The 25,801-nt window shown below is 69.1% G+C and carries 19 protein-coding genes; 12 read left to right on the top strand and 7 right to left on the bottom strand.

Annotated features, from left to right (window positions below; genetic code table 11):
* Positions 1-62: 62 nt before the first annotated feature.
* From ACIO3S_RS02505 to ACIO3S_RS02475, 7 genes are all read left to right on the top strand, one after another.
* Complete coding sequence (locus ACIO3S_RS02505; RefSeq protein ID WP_400459004.1) at positions 63-1,412, top strand: MFS transporter; 1,350 nt, start codon at positions 63-65, stop codon at positions 1,410-1,412.
* Entirely contained in the window at positions 1,405-2,544 is a 1,140-nt protein-coding gene (locus ACIO3S_RS02500) for an acetyl-CoA C-acyltransferase (RefSeq protein WP_400459001.1), read from the top strand. The genes ACIO3S_RS02505 and ACIO3S_RS02500 overlap by 8 nt, the downstream gene beginning before the upstream one ends.
* A 47-nt stretch (positions 2,545-2,591) precedes the next feature.
* Positions 2,592-3,323: a TetR/AcrR family transcriptional regulator gene (locus tag ACIO3S_RS02495; protein ID WP_400458999.1), complete on the top strand. Its 732-nt coding sequence runs from the start codon at positions 2,592-2,594 to the stop codon at positions 3,321-3,323.
* A 181-nt stretch (positions 3,324-3,504) separates the two neighbouring features.
* On the top strand, positions 3,505-5,610 hold the full coding sequence (locus tag ACIO3S_RS02490; RefSeq protein ID WP_400458996.1) for a hydantoinase/oxoprolinase family protein: 2,106 nt from the start codon (positions 3,505-3,507) through the stop codon (positions 5,608-5,610).
* Positions 5,611-5,621: 11 nt separating this feature from the next.
* Positions 5,622-7,937, top strand: coding sequence for a hydantoinase B/oxoprolinase family protein (locus ACIO3S_RS02485; RefSeq protein ID WP_400458994.1), 2,316 nt, complete (start codon positions 5,622-5,624; stop codon positions 7,935-7,937).
* Between the two features lie 101 nt (positions 7,938-8,038).
* Positions 8,039-10,069, top strand: a complete 2,031-nt coding sequence (locus ACIO3S_RS02480) for a thioredoxin domain-containing protein (protein WP_400458991.1) — start codon at positions 8,039-8,041, stop codon at positions 10,067-10,069.
* A 63-nt stretch (positions 10,070-10,132) separates the two neighbouring features.
* On the top strand, positions 10,133-12,028 hold the full coding sequence (locus ACIO3S_RS02475) for a helix-turn-helix domain-containing protein (RefSeq protein ID WP_400458989.1): 1,896 nt from the start codon (positions 10,133-10,135) through the stop codon (positions 12,026-12,028).
* Here ACIO3S_RS02475 and ACIO3S_RS02470 read toward each other — a convergent pair.
* Genes ACIO3S_RS02470 through ACIO3S_RS02450 form a run of 5 tightly spaced genes read right to left on the bottom strand, consistent with a single transcriptional unit; the run spans position 12,025 to position 16,668 of the window.
* The gene (locus ACIO3S_RS02470) at positions 12,025-13,020 is read right to left on the bottom strand and encodes a branched-chain amino acid ABC transporter permease (RefSeq protein ID WP_400458986.1); all 996 of its coding nucleotides are present in this window, start codon (positions 13,018-13,020) and stop codon (positions 12,025-12,027) included. The genes ACIO3S_RS02475 and ACIO3S_RS02470 overlap by 4 nt on opposite strands.
* Positions 13,017-13,889 (bottom strand): branched-chain amino acid ABC transporter permease, encoded by an 873-nt coding sequence (locus ACIO3S_RS02465; RefSeq protein WP_160024912.1) that lies wholly within the window; start codon positions 13,887-13,889, stop codon positions 13,017-13,019. The genes ACIO3S_RS02470 and ACIO3S_RS02465 overlap by 4 nt, the downstream gene beginning before the upstream one ends.
* 23 nt (positions 13,890-13,912) lie before the next feature.
* Entirely contained in the window at positions 13,913-15,160 is a 1,248-nt protein-coding gene (locus tag ACIO3S_RS02460; RefSeq protein WP_400458983.1) for an ABC transporter substrate-binding protein, read from the bottom strand.
* A 49-nt stretch (positions 15,161-15,209) separates the two neighbouring features.
* A complete protein-coding gene (locus ACIO3S_RS02455; RefSeq protein WP_160024910.1) occupies positions 15,210-15,902 on the bottom strand; it encodes an ABC transporter ATP-binding protein in 693 nt (230 codons plus the stop codon).
* A complete protein-coding gene (locus tag ACIO3S_RS02450) occupies positions 15,895-16,668 on the bottom strand; it encodes an ABC transporter ATP-binding protein (protein ID WP_400458981.1) in 774 nt (257 codons plus the stop codon). Before ACIO3S_RS02450 ends, ACIO3S_RS02455 begins: the two co-directional genes overlap by 8 nt.
* Positions 16,669-16,857: 189 nt before the next feature.
* Here ACIO3S_RS02450 and ACIO3S_RS02445 point away from each other — a divergent pair, with 189 nt between their 5' ends.
* Both ACIO3S_RS02445 and ACIO3S_RS02440 read left to right on the top strand, forming a co-directional pair.
* Positions 16,858-18,528, top strand: coding sequence for a tannase/feruloyl esterase family alpha/beta hydrolase (locus tag ACIO3S_RS02445; protein WP_400458979.1), 1,671 nt, complete (start codon positions 16,858-16,860; stop codon positions 18,526-18,528).
* Positions 18,529-18,583: 55 nt separating this feature from the next.
* Positions 18,584-20,083 (top strand): amino acid permease, encoded by a 1,500-nt coding sequence (locus tag ACIO3S_RS02440; RefSeq protein WP_400458977.1) that lies wholly within the window; start codon positions 18,584-18,586, stop codon positions 20,081-20,083.
* Between the two features lie 65 nt (positions 20,084-20,148).
* Here ACIO3S_RS02440 and ACIO3S_RS02435 read toward each other — a convergent pair whose 3' ends face one another.
* Positions 20,149-21,111 carry a DUF5937 family protein gene (locus tag ACIO3S_RS02435; RefSeq protein ID WP_400458975.1) on the bottom strand — a complete coding sequence of 321 codons (963 nt, stop codon included), beginning with the start codon at positions 21,109-21,111 and terminating at the stop codon, positions 20,149-20,151.
* A 56-nt stretch (positions 21,112-21,167) separates the two neighbouring features.
* Here ACIO3S_RS02435 and ACIO3S_RS02430 point away from each other — a divergent pair, with 56 nt between their 5' ends.
* The gene (locus ACIO3S_RS02430; RefSeq protein WP_400458973.1) at positions 21,168-22,433 is read left to right on the top strand and encodes an MFS transporter; all 1,266 of its coding nucleotides are present in this window, start codon (positions 21,168-21,170) and stop codon (positions 22,431-22,433) included.
* On the opposite strand, the gene ACIO3S_RS02425 is transcribed toward ACIO3S_RS02430, so the two are convergent.
* The gene (locus ACIO3S_RS02425) at positions 22,394-23,134 is read right to left on the bottom strand and encodes a hemolysin III family protein (protein WP_400458971.1); all 741 of its coding nucleotides are present in this window, start codon (positions 23,132-23,134) and stop codon (positions 22,394-22,396) included. The two genes, ACIO3S_RS02430 and ACIO3S_RS02425, sit on opposite strands and share 40 nt — an antisense overlap.
* Before the next feature lie 88 nt (positions 23,135-23,222).
* Between ACIO3S_RS02425 and ACIO3S_RS02420 the strand changes: the two genes are divergently transcribed.
* Together ACIO3S_RS02420 and ACIO3S_RS02415 are read left to right on the top strand one after the other, a co-directional pair.
* A complete protein-coding gene (locus tag ACIO3S_RS02420) occupies positions 23,223-23,999 on the top strand; it encodes an isoprenyl transferase (RefSeq protein ID WP_400458969.1) in 777 nt (258 codons plus the stop codon).
* A 299-nt stretch (positions 24,000-24,298) separates the two neighbouring features.
* Positions 24,299-25,690 carry a PhoH family protein gene (locus ACIO3S_RS02415; RefSeq protein ID WP_350838275.1) on the top strand — a complete coding sequence of 464 codons (1,392 nt, stop codon included), beginning with the start codon at positions 24,299-24,301 and terminating at the stop codon, positions 25,688-25,690.
* Positions 25,691-25,801: the final 111 nt, after the last annotated feature.

The raw sequence follows: 25,801 nt of genomic DNA, 5'->3' as shown, positions 1-25,801 counted from the left end.
CAAACTATTGACGAATGTGTCACCTCGATCTACCGTCTGCGACGACACCAAGGAGTTTCGACATGCAGACATCCACGACCGCGACTGGAGCCGGGCTCGACGTTCGGCGAACCCCCAGAGTCGTTCTCGCGCTGAGCTTCGCTGCGCTTGCCCTCGAGGGCTACGACCTGATCATGTACGGCACGGTGGTTCCGAGCCTGCTGAGCTACCAGGCCTGGGATCTCACCCCTGAACGAGCTGGCTTCCTGGGATCTCTCGCCGTCTTCGGCATGCTGATGGGCGCCCTGGGCTCGGGGGCCCTGACGGACAGGATCGGGCGACGCAAGACCATGGTCCTGAGCGTGGCCCTGTTCTCTGTCGCGATGGGCTTGTGCGCCGTCGCCGGAAGCCCTGGCCAGTTCGGGTTCTTCCGGTTCGTCGTCGGTCTCGGCGCCGGCGGGCTCATGCCAACCGTCGTCGCGCTCATCGTCGAGTATTCGCCGAGACACCGACGAAGCCTCAACACGGCCATCGCCTTTACCGGCGTCGGCATCGGCGGCGCGTTCGCGGGCCTGCTCGCCATCGTCCTCGTGCCCGCCTATGGTTTCCGGGCGATGTTCGCCGTCGGGCTGGCGCCTCTGATTGTCGTGCTACCTCTCTTGCTCCGCTACCTTCCCGAATCGGTTGAGTACCTTCGAGCACAGGGCCGCGCGGACGAGGCTCGCGAAGTGATCGAGCGCCACGGCCTAGAGGTCGACCTCGAGAGCGTCGACGGTTCGGTCGCCACGGTAGGCGCGGGGGATACGACCGGACGCCGGGCGCAGGTGCGAACCATCTTCGGCAAGGATCTGCTGGTGACCACGCTGCTCTTCTGGGTGGCGACGTTCCTGTGCCTCCTGGTGCTGTTCGGTGCGAACGCGTGGCTGCCTGCGCTGATGGTCAAGGCCGGCTACGGGCTGGGCTCGGCGTTGTCCTTCCTTCTGGTGCTCAACCTTGGCGCCGTCTTCGGAACCCTGGCTGCCTCGCCTCTGGCTGATCGATTCGGCTCGAAGCCGGTTGTCGCCGCGGCGTTCTTGGCCGCCGCGGGGTCACTATCGCTGCTCGCCCTGCATCCGCCGACCGCTGTCGTCTATCTCCTTGTCGCAGTGGCGGGAGTGGGTACCACCGGAACCCAGATCCTGATCAACACCTATGTCGGAAGCTCCTACCCGACCGACAGTCGGGCGACGGCGCTCGGCCTGTCCCTGGGGGTCGGCCGCCTGGGCGGGGTCCTGGGACCCATCTATGGCGGCTATCTGCTGGCTACCGGTCTACCGGCCTCCGGCCAGTTCTACGCGTACGCCGTACCCGCGCTCGTCGGCTGCGTGGTCATTCTCGCCATCCCTGCCGCTAAGCGCACCGGCCTGACGACTGGGGCTGGTACCCGTGCGTGAGGCTGTAGTCGTCAGCACTGCGCGGACGCCGATCGGAAAGGCATACCGGGGCGCGTTGAGCGGGGTCTCTGCGCCCGAGATGGCGGCGCATGCCATCACGGAAGCCCTCGGTCGCACGTCGGTCGAGGGCGGTGAGGTGGAGGATGTCGTTCTGGGTTGCGCCATGCAGGAAGGAACGTCCAGCTATAACGTCGCACGACAGGCGGCCCTGCGGGCAGGGCTACCGACCAGCGTCCCGGGCATGAGCCTTGACCGGCAATGCGCGTCGGGCCTGATGGCGATCGCGACCGCAGCCAAGCAGATCGTGGTGGACGGCATGAAGGTGACGGTCGGAGGTGGAGTCGAGTCGATCTCCTTGGTGCAGAACGATCACCGCAACATCTACCGCGCACAGGACGCCTGGCTCGCGGAACGAGGGCACGCCATCTACGTGAGCATGCTGGAGACGGCAGAGACGGTCGCGGAGCGCTACGGCGTCACGCGGGAGACGCAAGACCAGTACGCCCTCGAGTCCCAGCGGCGTACTGCTACGGCGCAAGCGGCAGGTCTGTTCGAGGAGGAGATTGCTCCGTTCCACCTCGACGCGGACGAGGGCAATCGCCCCTCGACGACGATCGAGGGTCTCCGGGGGTTGTCGGCCGTACTCCCAGACCGTCCGGCGCACCCGGCGTCGGTTACCGCAGGGAACGCGTCGCAACTGTCGGACGGCGCTGCTGCTGTCGTCCTCATGGAGGCCGGCGAGGCGTCTCGGCGCGGCCTTGATCCGCTGGGCGTCTACCGCGGGATGGCGGTGGCAGGGTGCGAGCCGGGCGAGATGGGAATCGGCCCGATCTTCGCGATCCCCCGACTATTGCGCCAACACGGCCTGGGCGTCGACGACATCGACCTGTGGGAGCTCAACGAGGCGTTCGCCTCTCAAGCGGTGTACTGCCGAGACCGGCTGGGGATCGACCCCGACCGATACAACGTCAACGGCGGGGCCATCGCCATCGGTCACCCATACGGGATGAGCGGGGCCCGCATGGTCGGCCACGCGGTTCTGGAAGGGCGACGCCGCGGAGCGCGGTACGTCGTCGTCAGCATGTGCGTCGGCGGCGGCATGGGCGCAGCCGGATTCTTCGAGCTGCGATGACGCGCCGTGCCGCTTGACATGACCGTAAAATTGATAACATCAACGTCATGAGTGCCAGCAAGCCCCACACGAAGACCAAGGCCGGTAAGGACGCCGAACCGGCCCGCTCCGGAGTTCGCCGCGGCCTGGTCGAGCAGGAGATCTACGATCACGCAACCCGCCTGTTCGCTGAACGTGGCTTCGCGGGGACCAGCTTCCAAGACATCGCCGACGCCGTCGGGCTGACTCGGCCGGCGCTCTACCATTACGTGAGCAGCAAGGACGAGCTCCTGGCGAAGCTGGTCGCTGAGATCACTCAGGACTCCGCTGCCGGCATCCAGGCGATTGCTGGTCGCGACGACGTCGATGCCACCCGCAAGGTGCACGAGATCGTCGCCATGAGCGTGCGCCGCCAGGCGGAGAGTGCGGCACGGTTCCAGCTCCTGATCCGGTCCGAGGCCGACCTTCCTGAGGGCATCGCTGCTACGCACACGGCCGGTCGCCGTGCCGTGCTCAAGGCCATGGCCGGGGTTATTGAGGACGGGGTCGCGCAGGGCGTGTTCCGGCCCGTTGATCCGCGCGTGGCCGCCCTCGGCCTGCTGGGCATGAACAACTGGGTCGCCTGGTGGTATCACCCCGACGAGCGCAACGACCTCGACCAGATCTGCGAGCAGCTGGCCGAGATGGCCGTGGCATCACTGGTCAACCCTGACGGCAGCGCTACCACTCGCGCGGAGCCGCGTGATGTCCTGCGGCTGATCCGCCGCGACCTCGACCACCTCGAGGATCTGCTCGGCTGAGCGCCCACGACTCACCCCTCTCTGTCAGGTCCCCGCGATCTCGCGGGGGCCTGACGCGCTTCGCGACCGACCAGAACGGGAGGTGGAGTATCTTTCGATTTACACATGCGTCAACCTATTGACGTTACTGTCGAATCGTTCTAGCGTCTGTGACTACGGACACAACGAAACGAGGATGCTCATGGCTTACGTCATCGGTGTCGACGTCGGCGGAACCTTCACGGACGCCGTACTCGACGACGACGCAGGGAACATCGTCGCGGCGAAGGCGCCGTCGACACCCCCGGACTACTCCCAAGGCGTGATGGACGTGCTGGGAGTGCTGGCCGAACAGCTCGGCATGCCGGTGGAGAAGATGCTGGCCGACACCCACCACATCGCGCACGGCACGACGTCGTCGCTGAACGCGCTGGTCATGGGCAATGTGCCGCCCGTCGGGTTCCTGACGACAGCCGGGCACCGAGACTCGATCTTCATCATGAACGTCGAGGGCCGTTACCTCGGCGGATCACCCGACCAGCTCCAGAACGTGCTGGGGCAGAGCAAGGACCATGGCCTTCTGCCCAAGCGGCGCGCACTGGAGGTCATCGAGCGCATCGACCGTGACGGCACGGTCATCGTCCCGCTGGACGAGGAGTCCGTGCGTACGGCGGTCCGCAAGCTCCTCGACGCCGACGTCAAGGCGATCGCCGTCTCCCTGCTGTGGTCCTTCAAGAACCCGGCCCACGAGCAACGGATCCGCGAGATCGTCCACGAGATCGACCCGGACATGTTCGTCTCCCTCTCCTCTGAGGTGAGCCCGCGGATCCGGGAGTTCGCCCGCAGCTCCACCACGGTGATGAGCGCCCAGATCGGCCCCGGCCTGCGCGACTACCTTGGTTCCCTCGAGGGCCAGCTTCGTGAGCACGGCCTCGTCGGCCCGCTCCTCGTCATGCAGAGCAACGGTGGCGCCATCGCCGCCGCCGAGGCGCCTGCCACCGCCATCAGCACGGTGGGGTCGGTGCTCACCGGTGGCGTCGTCGGTGCTGTCTCGCTCGGCGAGCAGCTGGGACACCGCAACATCATCTCCACCGACGTCGGCGGCACCACCTTCCTCGTCGGCATGGTCGTCGATGGTGAACCGGTGCGGACCAGCAGCACCATCATCAATCACCACCCGATCAACGTGCCGACCCTCGAGGTCCACGCCATCGGGTCCGGTGGAGGCGCCATCGCCTGGCTCGACAAGGGCGGCAACCTGCAGGTCGGTCCGCGCAGCGCGCAGTCGGTGCCCGGACCCGCCTGCTACGACGCCGGTGGCACCGAGCCGACCAACACCGACGCCAACCTCGTGCTAGGGATCCTCCCGGAGACCGGCCTGCTGGGCGGACGAAAAGCGCTCAACGTCGAGGCGGCGCGTGAAGCCATCCGCGTGAAGATCGCCGAGCCCCTCGGTCTCAGCGTCGAGGACGCCGCTGCCGCGATCTACGCGATCCAGAACGCACAGACCGGCGACCTCCTCCGCAAGACCGTGGTCGAGACCGGCCACGACCCCCGCGACTTCGTTCTCTACGCCTTCGGTGGGGCCGGCCCCGCCTACTGCGGTTTCTACTCCGCCGAGGTCGGGGTCAAGGAGTGCATCGTGCCGCTCGGCCCGGTGGCCTCCGCCTTCTCGGCCTACGGCCTCGCCTCCTCCGACATCGTGCTCGCCTCCGAACTGTCGGACCCGGGCCAGATGCCGCTCGACCCCGCCCGCGTGATGGAGAACTTTGCTTCGTTGGAGGAGCAGGTCAAGGCCGCGCTCGAACGGCAGGGCCTCGACTTCGAGCGGATCGAGCTCGTCCGTTCCCTCGACCTGCGCTACACCGCGCAACTAGCTGAGGTGGCCGTCGAGGTCCCGGCCGGCGCGCTGGACGCGGCGGCGATGACCCAGGTGATGGCCGACTTCGAGCAGCGCTACGCCGAGCTCTTCGGCGAAGGCACCGGCTTCAGCGCTGCGGGCGTCCAAGCGATCACCTTCCGCGTCCGCGGCACCGGCGTACTGCCGTTCTCACCTGCCCTGCCGAAGGTGGACTCGGCCGCCGAACCCGACCCGTCCGCCGCGCTCCACGCGACCCGCAAGGTCTGCCTCGACCCGCGCGTGGGATACGTCGACACCCCGGTCTACGACTACCGCGAGCTGCGTGCGGGCCACCGGATCGTCGGCCCGGCGATCATCGAGGTCCCCACGACCACTGTCGTCGTACCGCCGGAGATGACCGGCACGGTGGACCACCTCGGCAACCTGACCATCACCACCAGGAACTAAGAGGAACTGACATGACGATGCAGATTCCCGGCTCGGAGCATTTCTCCAGCCGTCCCACGGACCTTGACGAGATCGCGGCCGGCTTGCCGGACTCCTTGAAGGTCCATACCGTCAGCCAGGATCAGATCAATGACCTGGACCCCCTGACGTACGAGGTCGTCCGGCACCGGCTCTGGTCGGTGACCGAGGAGATGGGCGAAGCGCTCAAGCGCATGTCCGGGTCGCCGATCGTCACCGATGCCAACGACTTCGACTTCGCCATCTGCGACGAGCTCGGCCAAGAGGTTCAAGTCGGGCTCTACAACACGATGCTCGCCGGTGCCGTCGACCTGGCGATCTACTGGACACTGCGCAACCGGTCGCACAACCCGGGCATCCGCGAGGGCGACATGTTCCTCTGCAACGACCCGTGGGTCGGCGGCGGACTGCACCAGAACGACGTCATCGTCTTCCAGCCGGTCTTCCACGACGGAAAGCTCTTCGCCTGGACCAGCGCCATCTGCCACGAACCCGACCTCGGTGGTGTCGGGCTCGGCTCCTTTAGCCCTGCGGCGCAGGACGTATTCTCCGAGGCCCTGCCGACACCACCGATCAAGGTGGTCAAGGACTTCGACCTGCAGGACGACGTCGTCGACGTGTGGATCCGCCGATCGCGTGTGCCCATGCTCGTCAACCTCGACCTGCGCGCCAAGGTCGGCTCGAACACGGTCGGTCGCAAGCGGCTCGAGGAGGTCATCGCCCAGTACGGCGCGGACACCGTCAAGGCCGTCATGAAGCGGATGATGGCTGACGCCGAGGGCCGGATGCGCACCAAGCTCAGCGACCTGCCCGACGGCACCTGGGAGGCCACTGGCTACCAGGACCAGTCCCACGAGGGTGACCGCGGGGTGCACAAGATCACCGTGGCCATGACGAAGCAGGACGACCACCTGACCTTCGACTTCACCGGGACCGACCCGCAGGCCGGCATGATCAACTGCACCTACGCCGGGATGCGTGGCGGAGTGATGCTCGCCCTCCTTCCGATCCTCGCCAACGACATCCCTTGGTCTGCAGGCGGCCTGATGCGCTGCTTCGACCTGGTGTCGGAGGAAGGCACGATCAACAACGCCACCTATCCCGCCGCCGTCAGCCGTGGCCCGATCGGACCAGCGTGGTTGACCGGCACCCTGGTCGCCCAGTGCCTGTCCCAGATGCTCGACCGCTCCACCGACCTCGGCAAGAGCGTCCAGGCGGCCTGCTGTGGCACCTGGGACACTGCAGTCGTCGCGGGTCTCGACGAGCGCGGTGACGTACCAACGCCCTTCCTCAACGTGATGATGGAGCCGATGGCTGGCGGCTTCGGCGCCCGCCCCGAGACGGACGGCATGGACACCGGCGGACTGTTCTGCATTCCGATGGGCCGCATCCCCGACGTCGAGATGACCGAGTTCCTCTACCCACTGCTCACCCTGTGGCGTCGCGAGGAACCCGACTCCGGCGGCCCCGGCCGGCAGCGCGGGGGAGTGAGTGCCTCGTTGGCCGTCACCCTGCACGGGTCCTCGCAGCCGGCCGGTCTCGTACTCGCCTCGGCAGGCAAGGCTGTCTCGCAGAACAACGGCCTCGCGGGCGGCTATCCGGGCAACACCGGGCTGGACGCTGTCGTCCGCCAGGCGGACGTCGGGCAGGTCCTCGCCGACGGCCGCATCCCTCAGTCCCTGGAGGAGTTCGGCGGCGAGGTGGAGATCGGGAACTGCTATGCCCAGTCATACCTCGCGCCCGGCGAGGTCCTCTATATGAACTGGCAGGGCGGCGGCGGATACGGCGATCCTCTGCTGCGTGACCCGCACGCCGTCCTCCACGACGTCGTCGAGGACAAGGTCAGCCCCGCCGCTGCCACCACCGTCTACGGTGTCGTTCTCGCCGATGGCGAGGTCGACCAAGCGGCGACCACGACACGGCGTGCAGAGCTGCGTGACGAGCGACGGCAGCGGTCGAGAACAGATCCCCGGGACCGCGGGACGCTCGACATGAGCCGAGCGCGTCGCATCGACGACAACCTCGTCATCGCCGGCGACACGGTCGGCTGCGCACACTGCGGTCACGGTCTGGCCGACGTTACCCGGGACGTGTCGCTCGGGCTCGCTGTCTACGACGGGCCATCGACCGACGCCGGGCCCCAGGTCACCTCCGACCCTGGGAACTACGTGGACGATCAGATCGTCTTCCGCCAGCTCTGCTGCCCCGGATGCTGGACTGCGATCATCTCGTCGATTGTCCCTGCAGACCACATTGACCAGACCGACGATGTCTCCCGCCTCGGAGTGGGTCTCGTCGCCACGCAGTAGGGTCACCGCGTCGCGACCGTGCCCGTGTGTGCGGTCGCGACGCAATTGGTGAGAAGACGACACCGCCCGATACTTGTTCCCGTACGTGCAAGGCTGGGGGTGTGGCTAACCGACTCGCGTCCGCGACCTCGCCGTACCTGCTCCAGCACGCCGAGAACCCGGTGGACTGGTGGGAGTGGGGGCCTGACGCGTTCGCGGAGGCGCAGCGGCGGGAGGTTCCTGTGCTTCTCTCGGTCGGCTATGCCGCCTGCCACTGGTGTCACGTGATGGCTCACGAGTCGTTCGAGGACGCCACGACGGCGGCGTACATGAACGAGCACTTCGTCAACATCAAGGTCGACCGGGAGGAACGGCCGGATGTGGACGCGGTCTACATGGCGGCGACGACGGCGATGACCGGGTCGGGTGGGTGGCCGATGACGGTGGTGCTCGACCACGACGGCAACCCGTTCTTCGCCGGCACGTACTTCCCGGACATGCCGCGCCATGGGCAGCCGGCGTTCACGCAGGTGCTGCAGGCGCTCTCGGAGGCGTGGACGCAGCGCCGCTCGGAGATCGGGGCGGTGGCGGAGAACGTACGTCAGCACCTGGCCAACATCTCCGGGGCGGCCGGGTCCGCGGGCAGCCGGCAGGTCGACGTGGATGCCGCGGTCGAGACGCTGGCGGGGGAGTTCGACCCGATGGCGGGCGGGTTCGGGGGTGCTCCGAAGTTCCCGCCGTCGATGGTGCTGGAGTTCCTGCGGCGAGCAGCCGGGGCGCCCGGGGCGGACTCGCGGGTCTCGCACATGCTCTCGCGGACCGTGGCCGCGATGGCCGGTGGCGGGATCTACGACCAGATCGGGGGTGGGTTCGCCCGCTATGCCGTCGACCGCGGCTGGGTCGTTCCGCACTTCGAGAAGATGCTCTATGACAACGCCCAGCTGATCGGCCTCTTCGCCCGCCTCGGCACCGAGCTCGGCGACCGGGTCGCGCGGGAGAGCGCCGACTGGATGATCCGCGAGCTCGGCACCGCCGAGGGCGGGTTCGCCTCCGCGCTCGACGCCGACAGCGAGGGGGTCGAGGGGAAGTTCTACGTCTGGACCCCGGGCGAGCTCGTCGACGTCCTCGGTGCCGACGACGGAGCCTGGGCCGCCGAGGTCTTCGAGGTGACCGAGGCCGGCACCTTCGAGGAAGGAGCCTCGACCCTGCAGCTGCGGCACCGGCCCGAGGACACCGAGCGGCTCGAGTCGGTCAAGGCGCGGCTGCTGGCGGCGCGCGCGGAGCGGGTACGCCCGGCCCGCGACGACAAGGTCGTCGCGGCCTGGAACGGGCTGGCGATCAGCGGTCTGGTCGACGCCGGACTGCTGCTGGGGGAGCGGCGCTACGTGGACGCCGCGGTCACAGCCGCGGAGCTGCTGTGGCGAACGCACTGTGTTGGTCTCGACACGCCTCCGCCTAGCGGCTCCGGCGGCTCGACCAGCGAAGCGTCGGTCCGCCTGCTCCGCGTCAGCCGCGACGGCGTGGCCGGCGCCCACGCGGGAGTGCTGGAGGACTACGGCTGCGTCGCGTCGGGATTCCTGGCGCTGACCCAGGCGACCGGTGACAGCACCTGGCTCGACCGGGCGACGGCACTGCTCGACACCGCACTGAGCCACTTCCGCGCGGAGGACGGCGGCTTCTACGACACCGCCGACGACGCGGAGGCGCTGGTCACCCGGCCCAGGGACCCCTCCGACAACGCCAGCCCCAGCGGCACCAGCGCGATGGTCCATGCGCTCGTCAGCGCCCATGCGATCACCGGAGAGGGCCGCTACCGCGCTGCCGCCGAGGAGGCGCTCGCCGCCACGAGCAACCTGATGGCCAAGGCGCCCCGGTTCGCGGGCTGGTCGCTGGCGGCCGCGGCGACGATGGCTGACGGTCCGCTCGAGATCGCGGTCGTCGGACCGCCTGGACCCGACCGCGACGCTCTCGAGGCCGCGGCCCGGCGCAAGCCGGGTGCGGTGGTGGTCGTCGCCGACGAGGCGCGCGACGACATCCCGCTGCTGAGCAGCCGCACTCCCGTGGACGGGAGGGCGGCGGCGTACGTCTGTCGGGGGTTCGTCTGCGAGCGCCCGGTCACCACGGTGGACGACCTGGCGAAGACCCATACCTGATCCCGGGCAACTATGTGGTGATCCCCTATGTCGGTGGGCGCGTAGAAGTGTAACTTCGGTCACATGACGGTCGATGTGGTCGCGTTCCTGGAGCTGCTGGCCGGGGATGCCGCGGAGGCCGACTTCGAGGGACCGTCGCAGGCCGCGCGAGCGGCGGGCGCGACCGCCGGGGAGCAGGAGCGGATCGACTACGCCAAGAGGCTCGCGCTGCAGGTCAGGGCCACCCTGGAGGCGCGCCGCCGGCGCGAGGGCGAGCTGGGGGCGCTGTTCGAGTCGGCCAACGACCTGGCGATGCTGACCAACCTGGAGGCGGTGCTGCAGGCGATCGTGACCCGGGCGAGGCAGCTGCTCAACAGCGACGTCGCCTATCTGACCCTCAACGACGAGCGTCGTGGTGAGTACATGCGGGTGACCGAGGGCATCCTGACCGCGGCCTTCCGCTCGACCCGGATCCCTTACGGCATCGGGCTCGGCGGCCTCGTCGCCCAGACCATGAAGCCCTACTCGACAGCCGACTACATCCCCGACGAGAGGTTCCGGCACGCCCCCGACATCGATGGCGCGGTCAGCGGCGAGGGCATCCGCGCGATCATCGGCGTACCCCTCCTGCTCGGCACCCAGGTCATCGGCGTCCTCTTCGCCGCCAACCGCACCGTACGTCCCTTCGGTGCGGAGGCGAGCGCGCTGCTCGTCTCCCTGGCGGCCCACGCAGCGATCGCCGTGGACAAGGCTCGGCTGCTGGAGGAGACCCGTGCCGCGGTCGCCGAGCTCGAGGTCACGACCCGCAAGCTGCAGGCACGCAACGAGGCGGTCGAGCGCGCCGCGGACGCCCACGACCGGCTCACCCGGATCGTCGTCGAGGGCGGCGGCGTCGACGACGTCGTACGCAGCGTCGCCGAGGTCCTCGGCGCCCGGGTGGTGGTGCTGGACCTGAGCGGCGAGACCATCGCGAGCAGCGCCCCGGACCAGCCCGTCTCCGACTACGAGGCCGCCGTGACCAGGCGCAGCCTCGACCTGAGCCGTACCGCCGGCAGCGGCGACATCTACGCCACCCCGGTGCTCGCCGGCGCCGAGCAGCTCGGCTCGATGCTCCTCGGCCCGCGCGAGGTCGACCGCGAGGACGGGGACCTGGACGACGGCGACCAGCGGATCCTGGAGCGCGCGGCGCTGGTGACGGCGCTGCTGCTGCTCTTCCGTCGCAGCGTCGCCGAGGCCGAGGGACGCGTACGCGGCGAGCTCCTCGACGAGCTCCTCTCCGGCACCACCCCGGATCCGGAGACGCTGCGCGAGCGTGGCCGGCTGCTGCAGGCGGATCTGTCCCGGTCCTATGCCGTGGTGGTGGCGAACGTGCCCGGCGACCGGGCCCGGGTCGGCCAGGCGGCGACGTTCGTCGCCGCCACCCACGACGGGTTCGCGGCCGTGCGCCAGGGGCAGGTCGTGCTGATCTTCCCCGACTGCGACGCCCGTGCCGCCGGCGAGCTGGTCGTCGAGGGGCTGCGGCTGTCCGCGGGCGCCCCGGTGACGGTCGGCGCCGCCGGCCCGGTGCCAGGACCGCTGAGCAGTCCCGACGCCGTGGTGAAGGGCTACGACGAGGCTCGCCGCTGTCTGGCGGCCGCGATGACGCTGGGGCGTGAGGGCCAGGTGGTCACCGCCGAGGACCTCGGCTTCGTGGGGCTGCTGCTCGGCTCCGACGGCCACCCGGCGGCGTACGTCACCTCGCGGCTGGGTCCGGTGATCGACTACGACACCGCGAAGGGGTCGAAGCTGGTGGAGACCCTGCGGGCCTACTTCGCCGCCGACCGCAACCTCACCCGCACCGCGGGTGCGCTGCACGTGCACGTCAACACCGTCACCCAGCGCCTGGAGCGGGTCACCCGGCTGCTGGGCAAGGGCTGGCAGGAGCCGGAGCGCCAGCTCGAGGTGCAGCTGGCGCTCCGGCTCCATCAGCTGGTCGGCTAGCGGCGCCGGGTCAGCCAGAGATGACGGGCGGTGCCCCAGATCCCGCGACGGAAGAGCAGCACCACGGTCACGAATACGGCGCCGGTGACGATCCCGATCCCGTCGAACCCGGACGAGGCCAGGTAGTCGGCGAGCATCACGATCAGGCCGGCGCCGATGACGCCGCCCCACAGGGTCCCGATCCCGCCGAGCACCGTCATCAGGACGACCTCGCCCGAGGTGGCCCAGTGCAGCTCGGGCAGCGCCACGAAGCCGTGAGAGACGGCGAAGACGCCGCCGGCGAGCCCGGAGAGACCGGCCGAGAGCACGAAGACGATCAGCTTGTAGCGCTCGACGTCGTAACCCAGCGCCCGGGCCCGCGGTGCGTTGTCACGGATCGCGACCAGCACCCGCCCGAAGGGGGAGTGGACGATCCGCCAGGCGGCCCACATCCCGAGCAGGATGATCGGCAGCGCGGCGTAGTAGAAGAAGAACGCGTCGGTCTCGACGGCCTCGATCCCGAAGAACGAGCGGGGCACGCCCTGGAGCCCGTTCTCGCCGCCGGTGAGCGAGGAGGCCTGGTTGGCGATGAAGAAGAGCATCTGCGCGAAGGCGAGGGTGACCATCGCGAAGTAGATCCCGGACCGCTTCACCGACAGATAGCCGATCGGTACCGCCAGGACCATCGCGAAGAGCGCCCCACCGAGGACCGCCACGGGGAACGGCACACCGAGGTGGATCGCGATCAGTCCGGTGGCGTAGGCGGACCCGCCCCAGAACGCGGCGTGGCCGAACGAGAGCAGCCCGCAGTAGCCCAGCAGCAGGTCGAGGGCCACCGCGAAGAGCGCCCACGCGGCGATGTCCATCGCCACCGGCGGGTAGACGAACCAGGGGAGCCCGAGGGCGACGACCAGACCGATCCCCAGCAGGACCAGCCGCTGCCACGGCCGCGCCCCGGCGATCGCCGCATGCTGCTCGGTGACGCTCGCACCGGCTGTCGCGATGGACGTCATGCCGTCGCCTCCTCTCGGCCGAAGAGCCCGGCCGGCCGGGCCAGGACCACCACAGCCATCAGCACGAAGATGAGCACCTGCGCGAACGTCGGTGCGTACGCCTGCCCGAAGGCCTCGACGAGCCCGACCAGGAAGCCGCCGACGACGGCGCCCACGATCGAGCCGAGCCCACCGATCACCACGACCGCGAACAGGATGATGATGAAGTCGCTGCCCATCTCGGCGGTGATCGCCCGGAACGGCGCGGCCAGCACCCCGGCCAGACCGGCGAGCGCGACCCCGAAGCCGAAGACCGGCGTCACCCAGCGCCCGACGTTGATCCCGAGCGCGCCGGCGAGCTCGGGCCGCTCGGTCGCGGCCCGGACGATCATGCCCACCCGCGTACGCGTCATCAGCAGCCAGACGCCGAGGCAGACGAGCAGCGCGACACCGATCACGAAGAGCTGGTAGACCGGCAGCCCGACGCCACCCACCTGCACTCGCCCGGTCAGCGCTTCGGGGCGCTCGTAGGGCAGGCCCGAGACCCCGTAGCGGCGCTTGACCAGGTCGACCAGCAGCAGGGTCAGACCGAAGGTGAGCAGCAGGTTGTAGAGCGGGTCGAGCGGCAGCAGCCACTGCACCAGCAGCCGCTCGACCAGCATCCCGAAGACCAGCATCAGCAGCGGCACCACGATCAGCGCCAGCCACAGGCTCATCCCGACGGTGTCCAGGAGCACCGCGGCGGCGACCGCTCCCAGCATGTAGAAGGCGCCGTGGGCGAAGTTGACCACGCCCAGCACCCCGAAGATGACCGCCAGGCCGAGCGCGGCCAGCGCGTAGAAGCTGCCGGCCGCGAGCCCTTGGACGGTGTACTGCAGAACCGCGTTCATACCAATCCCTCTAGACCTCGCACCTACATCGAGCAGCCGGACTCGGCCGCCGGCCGGAACGCCTCCTCGGCCGGGATGGTCTTGATGATCTCCTCGTAGTCCCAGTCCTCCTTGACGTCGTCCGGGCCCTTGACCCGAGCCAGGTAGACGTCGTGGATGACCCGGTGGTCCTCGGCACGGATCTCACCGTTGCGCAGGAACATGTCTTCGACCTTCTTGCCCTCGAGCTCCGCGACGACCTTGTCGGCGTCGTCGGTGCCGGCCGCCTGGACCGCCTCGAGATACTGCAGAGCCGCGGAGTAGTTGCCCGCATGGGCGTACGTCGGCCGGTCGCCGGTCTCCTCCATGAAGCGGTCGGCCCACTCCCGCGACTTCTCGTCGAGGTTCCAGTACCAGGCGTCGGTGAAGATCGTGCCCTCGAACGCCTCGACGCCGAGCGAGTGGATGTCGGAGATGAACATCAGCCCGACCGCCAGGTCGATGCCCTGGTCCTTGAGCCCGGACTCGTTGTACTGCTTGACCAGGTTGATCAGGTCGCCGCCGGCGTGCATGGTGCCGATGACCTGCGGTTTCGCGGCTCCCGCCTTGGTGATGTACGTCGCGAAGTTGTCGTTCGGGAACGGCGTCGCGATCGTGCCCGCCACCTTCCCGCCGCCGGCCTCGATGGCGCCGGTGAAGGACTTCACCATGTCCTGGCCGAAGGCGTAGTCGGGGTAGATCAGCTGCCAGTTCTTGCCGCCTTCCTCGGTGACGACGGTGCCGGTGCCGTTGGCCAGCATCCAGGTGTCGTAGGCGTAGTGGAAGGTGTACTTGTTGCACTGTGCGCCGGTCAGCTCGGTCGTGGCCGCACCGACGTTCATGTAGAGCTTCTTCTTGTTCTTCGCCTGCGTGGCGACGGCCAGCGCCGCCGAGGAGGTCGGCACGTCGAGGATCACGTCGGCGCCCTCGCGGTCGTAGAGCTCCTGGGCCTTGGTGTTGGCGATGTCCGGCTCGTTCTGGTGATCGGCCGAGGTCACCTCGATGTCGTCGACGACGGCGTCCTCGCCGTACTTCTCCTGGTAGTCGTCGATCGCCATCTGGATCGCGATCTTCGAGTTGGGGCCGGAGACGTCCTTGTAGACGCCGGAGGCGTCGTTGAGCAGGGCGAGGACCACCTTGTCGTCGGTGAAGTCGCCTCCGCTCGCGCTCGGCCCGCCGGCACCGCAGCCTGCGGTGGCCAGGACACCTGCCATCAGTATCGAAGCGCCGGCAGCTGTGCGTCGCTTGTTCATCGTGTCTCTCCTCGTGGGGTAGGGCTGTGCTCGATCTCTGGGACGTACGTCAGATCCCGAGGTGTTCGAGTAGCTCGTCCTGACGTTCGACGAACTCGTCGTTGTCGAGGCTCTCGACCAGGCGGCCCTGGGCGAGCAGGTAGTGGCGGTCGGCGACGGTGGCGGCGAAACGTACGTTCTGCTCGATCAGGAGCACGCCGATCCCGGACTGCTTCGCGGTCCGCACGATGTCGCCGATCTGGGCGACGATGACGGGGGCGAGCCCTTCGGAGGGCTCGTCGAGCAGCAGCAGGCGGGCGCCGGTGCGGAGCACCCGGGCAACGGCGAGCATCTGCTGCTCACCGCCCGAGAGCGTCGTCCCACCCGCTCGCCGACGGCTGCCGAGAGCCGGGAAGGCGTCGTAGACCTGCTCCAGCGTCCACGCCGACTCGGAGACCTTGGGCGGCAGCAGGAGGTTCTCCTCCACGCTCAGGTTGGCGAAGATGCCGCGATCGTCCTGCACCCAGCCGAGCCCGGCGCGGGCCCGCTTGTGCGCGGGCAGCGAGGTGATCTCGCGGCCGTCGAGCCGGATCGATCCGGTCAGGTGCTTGTGCAGGCCCATCAGGCAGCGGACGAGCGTGGTCTTGCCGGCGCCGTTGCGGCCGACGAGGGTGACGACCTCGCCCTCGGCCACGCTCAGGGTGGCCTCGCGCAGTGCCTGCGCCTCGCCGTACCAGGCGCTCAGGTTCTCTATCTCAAGCACGGTGAGCCTCTCCGAGGTAGGCGGTGATGACCCGCGGATCCGCGCGGACCTGGTCGTAGGGACCTTCGGCGAGTACCGAGCCCTGCTGCAGGACGGTGACCCGGTCGGCGAGGTGGGCGACGACGTGCATGTTGTGGTCGACGAAGACGACCGTGCGGCCCTCGGCGATGCGCCGGACGAGCTCGATGGTGCGGTCCACGTCCTCGATGCCCATCCCCGCCGTCGGCTCGTCGAGCAGCAGCAGCCGGGGCTCGACAGCGAGGACGAGGGCGAGCTCGAGCGCCCGCTTCTGTCCGTACGCCATCAGCCCGGTCGGCTTGTCGGCCAGCTCGGTGAGGCCGACCTCGGCCAGCAGCCGGTCGACCTCGTCGCGGCGGCGCCCGAGCAGCTTCTCGGAGCGCCAGAACTTCAGCCCCTGGTTGGTCAGCCCCTGGAGCGCGATCTCGACGTGCTCGCGCGGGGTGAGGTTCTCGAAGAGGCTGGTGATCTGGAAGGAGCGGGCCACCCCGTGGCGGGTGATCCGCTCCGGCGCCATCCCGGTGACGTCGTCATCGAAGACCGTGATCCGTCCGCCGGTGGGCTTGAGGAACCCGGTCAGCAGGTTGAAGAGAGTCGTCTTGCCGGCGCCGTTGGGGCCGACGAGCGCGTGTACGGTGCCCCCGGCGACCTCCAGGTCGACGGAGCTGACCGCGCGGAAGCCGCGGAAGTCCTTGGTGAGACCCTCGGTCCGTAGTGCGCACCTCGGGGTCGGTGTGGTGCTCGTCACAGGGGCGACGCTAGGGAAGTGGTGAGACGTACGCCATAGGGGTTCGGGACACACTGAGCCCGGTCATTGTGTGACTCTTCCCTATGCCGGCTCTTCGACGCTCGGCTCCCGACTGGCCACATCTCGCGCACCGGAGTTGTGTGCGGCGGCCACATGGCGCAGGTCACACCGCGTCGCGATCCTTGAGCAATGGCCCCCACCCACGTACGCAGATTCCTGACCGTCGGCTCATCGCTCGCCCTCGCCGCCGCGGCCCTGGTCGTCGGCCAGGTGCCCGCGAGCGCCGCGCCGTCGACGGGCACCGCCGACTGCTCGTCGCTGGTCGGGCTGAAGATCCCCGCCCACCGCATCGGCCTGCCGACCACCGGTGCCGAGGTCACCGCGACGACGTCGATGTCGGCCTCCGGGACCGGGCCGACCGCGCTCCCGGCCTACTGCCGCGCCGACATCGCGATCCACCCGGTCGACCCCGCCGCCCCGGACATCCGGATGGGCCTGGCCCTTCCCCAGGGGTGGAACGGGAAGACGATGATGTTCGGCGGTGGCGGCTACAACGGCACCGTCCCCAATCTCGCCCAGAACGTGCCCTTCGGGCCGGTCGACCAGCGCACCCCGCTCGGCCGCGGCTACGCCACCTACGCGAGCGACTCCGGCCATCAGGCCGACACCAGCCGCCACCCGATCGCCAGCCTGGACGGCTGGTTCGGCCAGAACGACGAGGCCGTGCGCAACTTCTCGGGTGACGCGCTCAAGAAGGTGCATGACACCGCCACGTACGTGATCTCGAAGGCCTTCGGTCGGGCGCCCGGCACGGCCTACTTCGCCGGCGGCTCGACCGGTGGCCGGGAGGCCCTGGCGGTCGCGCAGCGCTGGCCGCGCGACTTCGACGGGGTGATCTCCGCGTACCCGGCCTGGAACGCCGCCACCCTCGACCTCTTCTTCGGCCGGATCACCCACGAGTTCGGCAAGCCCGGCGCGTTCCCGTCGAAGGCGCAGCAGGACCTCGTCGCACAGCGGGTCCTGGCCGCCTGCGACGGCGGCGACGGGGTCACGGACGGGGTGATCTCCGACGAGGCCGGCTGCGACTTCGACCCGGAGACGCTGTTGTGCGGCGACGGCGAGACGCCGGGGGACACCTGCCTCTCGCGTGAGCAGGTGGATGCGGTGGTGGCGGCCGACAGCAGCTGGCGGCTGCCCTACCGCGTGGCGAGCGGGGAGTGGGGCTATCCCGGGTTCCCGCTGCTGTCCGGGGCACGCATGTCGACGCCGGTCCTCGGCTTCGGCACTGCCGCGCCGGCCGACCCGATGCCGGTGACCGCCGGCTACGGCATGCAGTTCTGGAACCAGTGGGCCAAGTACTTCGTGGCTCGCGACCCGCAGATCAGCCCGTTCGCGATCGACCCGGCCGACCCGGGGGAGTGGCAGGGCCGGATCAGCGAGCTGACCGCGCTCCAGGACGTCAACGACGCCGACCTGCGCCCGTTCGCCCGGTCCGGAGGCAGGCTGATCCTGGTCCACGGTGCCGCCGACGAGCTGGTCAGCCACCGCTCCACGATCGACTACTACCAGCGCGTCCAGCGGGTGATGGGCAAGCGGGCGACCGAGGGGTTCTCCCGGTTCTATCTGGTTCCCGGAGCCAACCACGCCAACTTCGCCCCGGTCGCCTTCTCCGCCTCCTACGACTCGCTCACGACCCTGGAGAAGTGGGCCGAGCGGGGCGTCGCTCCCGGGCAGAACCAGGTGGTCGCCGACGGCAACGCCGGAGCCGCCCGAACCCGGCCGTTGTGCGAATGGCCGGCCTGGCCCGCGTACGTCGGAGGACCCGCCTCGGAGGCGAGCAGCTTCCGGTGCGAGATGTGACGGATTACACCCCCGACCTTTCCCGTCCATCAGCCGAGATGGTTTCCTATCCCTCATGTCTGTTTGGCGCACCAAATCCATCGAGCAATCCCTTGCCGATGCCGAGACCCCGGAGTTCAAGCTCAAAAGGCGACTCACTTCGGTTGACCTGACCGTCTTCGGGATCGGCGTCATCATCGGAGCGGGAATCTTCACGCTGACCGGTAGAGCCGCGGCCGAGTACGCCGGACCGGGTGTGGTCTTCTCCTTCGTCATCGCCGCGATCTGCTGCGGCCTGGCGGCGCTGTGCTACGCCGAGTTCGCCTCGACGGTGCCGGTGTCGGGGTCGGCGTACACCTTCTCCTACGCCACCCTCGGCGAGATGCTCGCCTGGATCATCGGCTGGGACCTGATCCTGGAGATGGTGCTCGGTGCGTCCGTGGTCGCGCAGGGCTGGAGCAGCTACCTGGTGACGTTCCTCGAGGAGATCGGCCTCGGCTGGCCCAAGGGCTACGGGCCCGACGCCAGCGCCGACTGGGGTCAGCCCAACCTGGCCGCCCTGCTGCTCGTGATCGTCCTGGTGGGCCTGATCGCGATCGGTATCAAGGAGTCGCTGCGGGTCAACCTCGTGCTGGTCGCGGTCAAGCTGTTCATCGTCCTGTTCGTCATCGTCGCCGGCATGTTCTACATCACCGGCTCCAACTACGACCCGTTCATCCCCGACCGTGCCGGTTCCGTCAGCGGTGAGGGCATCCACCAGCCGCTGATCCAGTGGGCCTTCGGCCTCGAGCCGCAGACCTTCGGTGTCCTCGGCATCATCTCCGCAGCGTCGGTCGTCTTCTTCGCCTACATCGGCTTCGACGTGGTCGCCACGACCGCGGAGGAGGCCAACAACCCCCAGCGCGACCTGCCGCGCGGCATCATCGGCTCGCTGGTGATCTGCACGATCCTCTACGTCGCCGTCGCCCTGGTGATCACCGGCATGGTGAAGTACGACGAGATCGATTCCGAGGCCGCGCTCGCCACCGCGTTCCGAGACGTCGGCCGCGGCGGCTTCGCGACCCTGATCTCGGCGGGCGCCGTCGCCGGTCTGACTACCGTCGTGATGACGCTGATGATCGGCGCCATCCGGGTCATCTTCGCGATGAGCCGCGATGGTCTGTTCCCGGTGAGGTTCGCCCACGTCAACCCGAAGACCGGCACCCCGGTCCGGATCACCCTCACCGTCGGCGTCTTCGTCGCGATCGTGGCCACCTTCACGCCGATCGGCAAGCTCGAGGAGATGGTCAACATCGGCACCCTGACCGCGTTCGCGCTGGTCTCGATCGCCGTGCCGATCCTGCGCAAGCGTCGCCCGGACCTGCCGCGCTCCTTCAAGGTGCCGTTCAACCCGGTGCTGCCGATCGTGGCCGCGCTGATCTGCATCTACCTGACCCTCAACCTGAGCGTCGAGACCTGGCTGCGGTTCCTGGTCTGGATGGCGATCGGCTTCGCCATCTACTTCCTCTACGGCTACCGCAACTCGCGGGTCGGTAAGGGCGGCGACGACAACGTCGTCGAGCCGCTGCACATGTGAGGATCTCGTAGACGAGAAGGGGCGCGTGGCCGGACCGGCCGCGCGCCCCTTTCCTCGTCTGGACGTCACCTGACGGCATCGACCAGGCGGTCGCCGAGGTCGGAGCGGAGATAGAGCACCGATCGACCGTGGCGGGCCGACGTCAGCAGGCCCGCGGCGCGCATCGCCCGCAGATGCTGGTTGACGGCCGTGGGGGTCACCCCGAGGCGTACGGCCAGCTCGGTCGACGAGGCCGGAGCCGCCAGCAGGGTGAGGAGCCCGGAGCGGGTCTCGCCGATGAGGTCGCGCAGCGCCCGCGGCGCCTGCGGCCGGTCGCTGGTCCACAGCGTGCCGAGGCCGCGTGCCGGGTAGAACATGACCGGCGGCTCCTCGGGCGAGATCGGCGTCGACGGGTTGCGGGTGAACAGGGTGGGCACCAGGGTGAGCCCGTCGCCCGCGGTCGTACGCCGATAGTCGACCTTCGACGTGGTGAGCCGGATCGTGAGGAGGTCGTCGGCGAGGGTGACTCGCGGCGAGATGCCGGCGAACATCGACGCCATGCCGGAGTGGACGATCGTCCGGCCGCGATGGACGATGTCGGCCTCCAGCACCGCTCGCATCCGCTGCCAGTGCGGTTCGAAGCAGGCGTCCCAGTAGCCGCGCAGTGCGGTGAGGACGCGGCGCAACACCACCGGTGGCCGTCCGCTCAGGACCGGCGGCGGTCCGCCGTCGAAGTGGACCGCGTCGAGGTCGCCGCCTACGCGCTCCGGCGGGGTCGCCGCGATCACCTCGAGCTCGTCCTCGAGCCGGGCGAGCGGGTTGCGCGGGCGCGGGTTGAGGAAGTCCGGCGTCCAGAGTCGATCGTTGGTCAGCGCCAGCAGGGTCTCGCGATCCAGGTCGGCGGTGCCGACACCGCGGAGCCAGGGCAGGTGGAGCGGGAACCTGCCGGGGTCGCGCAGCGCCCGCAACGAGAGGGTGAGCTCGTTGAGCGGCGAGATGGCGAACCGGACCTCGCTCAGGTCGGGACCGGCCAGCTCGTACCTGATCATGAAGCAATACGCTACATCGTTAGCGCGCGCGGGCGCGGGGTGCGACAACTGGGCCCATGATCCGCCTCCCCAGCGACCCGGTCGAGCGCCCGCTCGTCGGCGCGGTCGCCGCCCTCTCGCTCGCCCGCGGCATGTTCTTCGCGGTCAGCGCGCTCTACTTCACCCGCACGGTAGGCCTCTCGGCGGTGACCGTCGGCATCGGCCTGACCGTCGCCGGAGCCGTCGGCGTCGTGGCGACGTACGCAGGTGGCCGGCTCAGCGACCGGTGGGGCGCCGACCGGGTGCAGCTGTGGGCGATGGCGAGCTACGGCATCGCCCTGCTCGCCTATGCGCTGGCCAGAGACGTGACCGCGTTCGTGCTGGTCGCGACGTGGGTCTCGGCCTCGCGAGGCTTCCAGTCGAGTGCCCAGTCCACGCTGGTCGCGCGCTGGTTCGACGGCCCCGACCGGGTCGCCGTACGTGCCCGGCTCCGCGTGGTCATGAACGTGATGATCGGCGCGGGCACCCTGCTCGCCGCACTGGCGCTGGCGGTCGACACCGGGACTGCCTATCGCACGACGATGGTGGTCGTCGGGGTGCTCACCACGCTCGCGGCCGTGCCGCTCATCGGGCTCAGGCGCCGGGTCGCCGGCCTGGCCGGGTGCATGGACGCCGGCGCCGGTCCGACGGTGGCCGCGGGCCCCTCACCGCTGCGCGACCGCACCTATGTGACCGCGACCGTGCTCAGCGGAGTGATGGCGATCCACTTCGGGGTGACCTCGATCGGGGTGCCGCTGTGGGTTGCCGACCACACCGACGCGCCGACGGTCCTGGTCTCGCTCCTCCTGGTGGTGAACACCGTCTACGTCGCGCTCTTCCAGGTGCGGGCCTCGCGCGGCACCCACGACATCGCCACGGCGGGTCGGGCCGTGCGCGGTGCCGGATTCCTGCTGCTCGCCGCCTGCCTGCTCTTCGCGGGGGCGGGCTATGCGGGGCCGGTGTTCGCCACGTGCCTGTTGCTGCTCGCCGCGCTGGCCGCCTCGGCAGCCGAGACGCGTGGCGAGGCGGGCAGCTGGGGGCTGGCCTTCGAGCTCGCCGACCAGCAGCGGGCCGGTGCCTACCAGGGCGTGAGCCAGATGGGCTACGCGCTGGCGCACATGCTCGCGCCTCTGGTGGTGACCGCCACCGCGATCGACCACGGCACCGGTGGCTGGATGGTGCTGGGCGCGCTCTTCGCCGTCACCGGCATCCTCACCGCGGTGCTCGCCCGGCACGCGGCCACGGCACGCGCCCGGGATCAGGCTCAGCGCAGCGAGTACGTCGCCAGCGAGACGCCCGTGTAGTGCGCGACGAAGGCCAGGATGGTGAAGGTGTGGAAGACCTCGTGGAAGCCGAACCAGCGCGGCCACGGGTTGGGCCGCTTGAAGCCGTAGATGACGCCGCCGGCGGTGTAGAGCGCGCCGCCGACACAGATCAGCGTGAAGGTGGCGATGCCGATGCCGACGCCGAGCGCCACCGCGCCGGTGAAGAACGACGGGATGAAGAAGATCGCCGCCCAGCCGAGCGCGATGTAGTTCGGGACATACAGCCAGCGCGGGGCGTCGTTCCAGAAGACCCGGAACAGCACACCGAGGATCGCACCGGTCCACACGACTGAGAGCAGCACGACCTGGGTGACGCCATCGAGGAGCAGCAGCGAGAAGGGCGTGTAGGAGCCCGCGATCATCAGCATGATGTTCGCGTGGTCCCAGCGCTTCATGATCGTGAACCACCGCTCGTTCCATCGACCGAGAGCGTTGACCCGGTGGTAGACCGCGGAGACGGTGAAGAGCAGGAGCGCGGCCATGGTGAACACTGCCGCACCGATCCGTGGCGCTCCCGCGGGCGCCAGCACGATGAGGACGATGCCGGCCGCCAGCGTGAGCGGTGCGGTGGCCAGATGGATCCAGCCGCGCAGCTTCGGAAGGGCCTCGTGAACGGTCGAGGAGACCGAGTCGGAGATCGTGCCGACCTTGAGGCGCATCGCGTCAGTCATCTCGCTCATAACGGCCAAGGCTATCGGTTCGACCTGAAGACCGGGTGAACCCCGTCCCGCTGGGAGATGTGGGCGCGGCGCCGATACCCTTCTGCACGTGGCAGACTGGAAGGAAGGCGTACGGCGGGTTCTCTACCCAGCCTACGAGGCGCGGATGCTCCGCAAGCTCGATGCCTCCAAGCTGCCCAAGCACGTCGGGGTGATGCTCGACGGCAACCGTCGCTGGGCCAAGGAGGTCGGCCAGTCGACCGCTCACGGTCACCGGGCCGGCGCGGCCAACATCGAGCCGCTGCTCACCTGGTGCGACGAGATCGGCATCGAGGTGGTCACCCTGTGGCTGCTCTCCACCGACAACCTCAACCGCCCCGCCGACGAGCTGGCACCGCTCCTCGAGATCATCGCCGACGCGGTCGACTCGCTGGCAGACGTACGCCGCTGGCGGCTGCACCCGGTCGGCGCGCTCGATCTCCTGCCCGACTGGCTGTCCCAGCGCCTCAAGGCCGCCGAGGAGGCGACCCGGGACGTCGACGGGATGCTGGTCAACGTCGCCGTCGGCTATGGCGGCCGCCGCGAGATCGCCGACGCCGTACGCGCCCTGCTCAACGAGCACGCCATCCGGGGCACGTCGCTGGAGGAGCTCGCCCAGATCATCGACGTCGAGCACATCGCCGATCACCTCTACACCAAGGGCCAGCCCGATCCCGACCTGGTGATCCGTACGTCGGGGGAGCAGCGCCTGGGCGGTTTCCTGCTGTGGCAGAGCGCGAAGTCGGAGTTCTACTTCTGCGAGGCCTACTGGCCCGACTTCCGGCGTACCGACTTCCTGCGGGCCCTGCGGGCCTACGCTCAGCGCGAGCGTCGCCTCGGAAGGTGACCACTGGCCGGAACATTCGGTCGCGTCACCAGGAGTTCACAAAGAAAAATCGTTCGTGTTGCCACAGACCGTTGGTCCGGCGTCGTAGCGTTGTCCCAACGGCGGGGAACAAATTCCCGTCGCACCTGGAGGCCCGTTACGTGAGTAGTCACGAACCGAACCTGCGTCAGGATCTCATCGATCCCGACGGGTGTGAGGCGGTCGGCACCCCGACTGACGGTCCACCGTCCGGTCCATCTGATTAACGATGAAATGACCGGACTCATGGGTGTATGAGCCGGTCGCGAGAGGTGATCCGCGTGGCCAACCGAACCACGAACGAGCATGTCACCGAGGCCGATACGTCGGCCGCTCCGACACCGGCGTCGGAGTCTTCCCCGGAGAGCGAGTCGCCTTCTGTGCGCACGTTCGTTCTCGACACCAGCGTCCTGCTCTCGGACCCGAAGGCCATGACGCGCTTCGCCGAGCACCAGGTCGTCCTCCCGGTGGTGGTCATCACCGAGCTGGAGGGGAAGCGACACCACCCGGAGCTGGGCTACTTCGCCCGCTCCGCGCTCCGGCAGCTGGACGGGCTGCGGGTCACCCACGGACGCCTCGACACGGCGGTCCCGGTCGGCGAGGAGGGCGGCACGATCCGTGTCGAGCTCAACCACACCGACCCGTCCTCGCTGCCGAGCGGATTCCGGCTCGGGGACAACGACACCCGGATCCTCGCGGTCGCGCGCAACCTGCAGGGCGACGGGCTCGACGTCACTCTGGTCTCCAAGGACCTGCCGATGCGGATCAAGGCGTCCGCGGTCGGGCTGAAGGCCGAGGACTACCGCGGTGAGCGGATCAACGACTCCGACCCGGGCTACTCCGGGATGGCCGAGCTGGACGTCGCCTCCGCGTCCCTCGACGAGCTCTACGACGACGGCGTCCTCGAGCTCGACGCGGCCCGCGACCTGCCCTGCCACACCGGTCTGGTGCTGATGTCGGACCGTGGCACCGCGCTGGGTCGGGTCGGACCGGACAAGCAGGTGCACCTCGTCCGCGGGGACCGGGAGGTCTTCGGGATCCATGGCCGCTCCGCGGAGCAGCGGATCGCGCTGGAGATGCTGCTCGACCCCGAGGTCGGCATCGTCTCCCTCGGTGGCCGGGCCGGCACCGGGAAGTCCGCGCTCGCGCTGTGCGCCGGGCTGGAGGCGGTCATGGAGCGCAACCAGCACAAGAAGGTGCTGATCTTCCGCCCGCTCTTCGCCGTCGGCGGTCAGGAGCTCGGCTACCTCCCCGGCACCGAGGGCGAGAAGATGTCGCCGTGGGGCCAGGCGGTCTTCGACACGCTCTCCGCGGTCACCACGCAGGACGTGATCGACGAGATCATCGACCGGGGCATGCTGGAGGTGCTGCCGCTGACCCACATCCGCGGCCGCTCGCTCCACGACTCGTTCGTGATCGTCGACGAGGCGCAGTCGCTGGAGCGCAACGTGCTCCTGACGGTGCTCTCCCGCATCGGCGCCAACTCGAAGGTCGTGCTCACCCACGACGTCGCCCAGCGCGACAACCTCCGGGTCGGACGCCACGACGGCGTGGTTGCGGTGATCGAGAAGCTGAAGGGCCACCCGCTCTTCTCCCATGTCACCCTGACCCGCTCCGAGCGCTCGCCGATCGCCGCGCTCGTCACCGAGATGCTGGAGAACGTCGTCCCGTAATCCTTGTCACGTCAACGGCCCCGGACCGGTAAGGTCTGGGGCCGTTGTGATTTCTGTGACTCATGTTACGGAAGTGATGCTCAGGACGGTCATTTCTGACCTACAAACGGT

Origin of the sequence: Nocardioides sp. NPDC087217, from assembly GCF_044744805.1 — a bacterium.
Lineage (GTDB): Bacteria > Actinomycetota > Actinomycetes > Propionibacteriales > Nocardioidaceae > Nocardioides.
The sequence above is the reverse complement of the archived record's forward strand: the minus strand, read 5'-3'. Positions and strand labels throughout refer to the sequence as shown.

What these genes read in the sequence shown, in the direction of transcription:
- ACIO3S_RS02435 (WP_400458975.1), bottom strand. Translation starts at nt 21,111, where the DNA reads ATGATCAGGTACGAGCTGGCCGGTCCCGACCTGAGCGAGGTCCGGTTC.
- ACIO3S_RS02440 (WP_400458977.1), top strand. Translation starts at nt 18,584, where the DNA reads ATGTCTGTTTGGCGCACCAAATCCATCGAGCAATCCCTTGCCGATGCC.
- ACIO3S_RS02465 (WP_160024912.1), bottom strand. Translation starts at nt 13,889, where the DNA reads ATGAACGCGGTTCTGCAGTACACCGTCCAAGGGCTCGCGGCCGGCAGC.
- ACIO3S_RS02495 (WP_400458999.1), top strand. Translation starts at nt 2,592, where the DNA reads ATGAGTGCCAGCAAGCCCCACACGAAGACCAAGGCCGGTAAGGACGCC.
- ACIO3S_RS02425 (WP_400458971.1), bottom strand. Translation starts at nt 23,134, where the DNA reads ATGAGCGAGATGACTGACGCGATGCGCCTCAAGGTCGGCACGATCTCC.
- ACIO3S_RS02470 (WP_400458986.1), bottom strand. Translation starts at nt 13,020, where the DNA reads ATGACGTCCATCGCGACAGCCGGTGCGAGCGTCACCGAGCAGCATGCG.
- ACIO3S_RS02485 (WP_400458994.1), top strand. Translation starts at nt 5,622, where the DNA reads ATGACGATGCAGATTCCCGGCTCGGAGCATTTCTCCAGCCGTCCCACG.
- ACIO3S_RS02475 (WP_400458989.1), top strand. Translation starts at nt 10,133, where the DNA reads ATGACGGTCGATGTGGTCGCGTTCCTGGAGCTGCTGGCCGGGGATGCC.
- ACIO3S_RS02430 (WP_400458973.1), top strand. Translation starts at nt 21,168, where the DNA reads ATGATCCGCCTCCCCAGCGACCCGGTCGAGCGCCCGCTCGTCGGCGCG.
- ACIO3S_RS02490 (WP_400458996.1), top strand. Translation starts at nt 3,505, where the DNA reads ATGGCTTACGTCATCGGTGTCGACGTCGGCGGAACCTTCACGGACGCC.
- ACIO3S_RS02445 (WP_400458979.1), top strand. Translation starts at nt 16,858, where the DNA reads ATGGCCCCCACCCACGTACGCAGATTCCTGACCGTCGGCTCATCGCTC.
- ACIO3S_RS02460 (WP_400458983.1), bottom strand. Translation starts at nt 15,160, where the DNA reads ATGAACAAGCGACGCACAGCTGCCGGCGCTTCGATACTGATGGCAGGT.
- ACIO3S_RS02505 (WP_400459004.1), top strand. Translation starts at nt 63, where the DNA reads ATGCAGACATCCACGACCGCGACTGGAGCCGGGCTCGACGTTCGGCGA.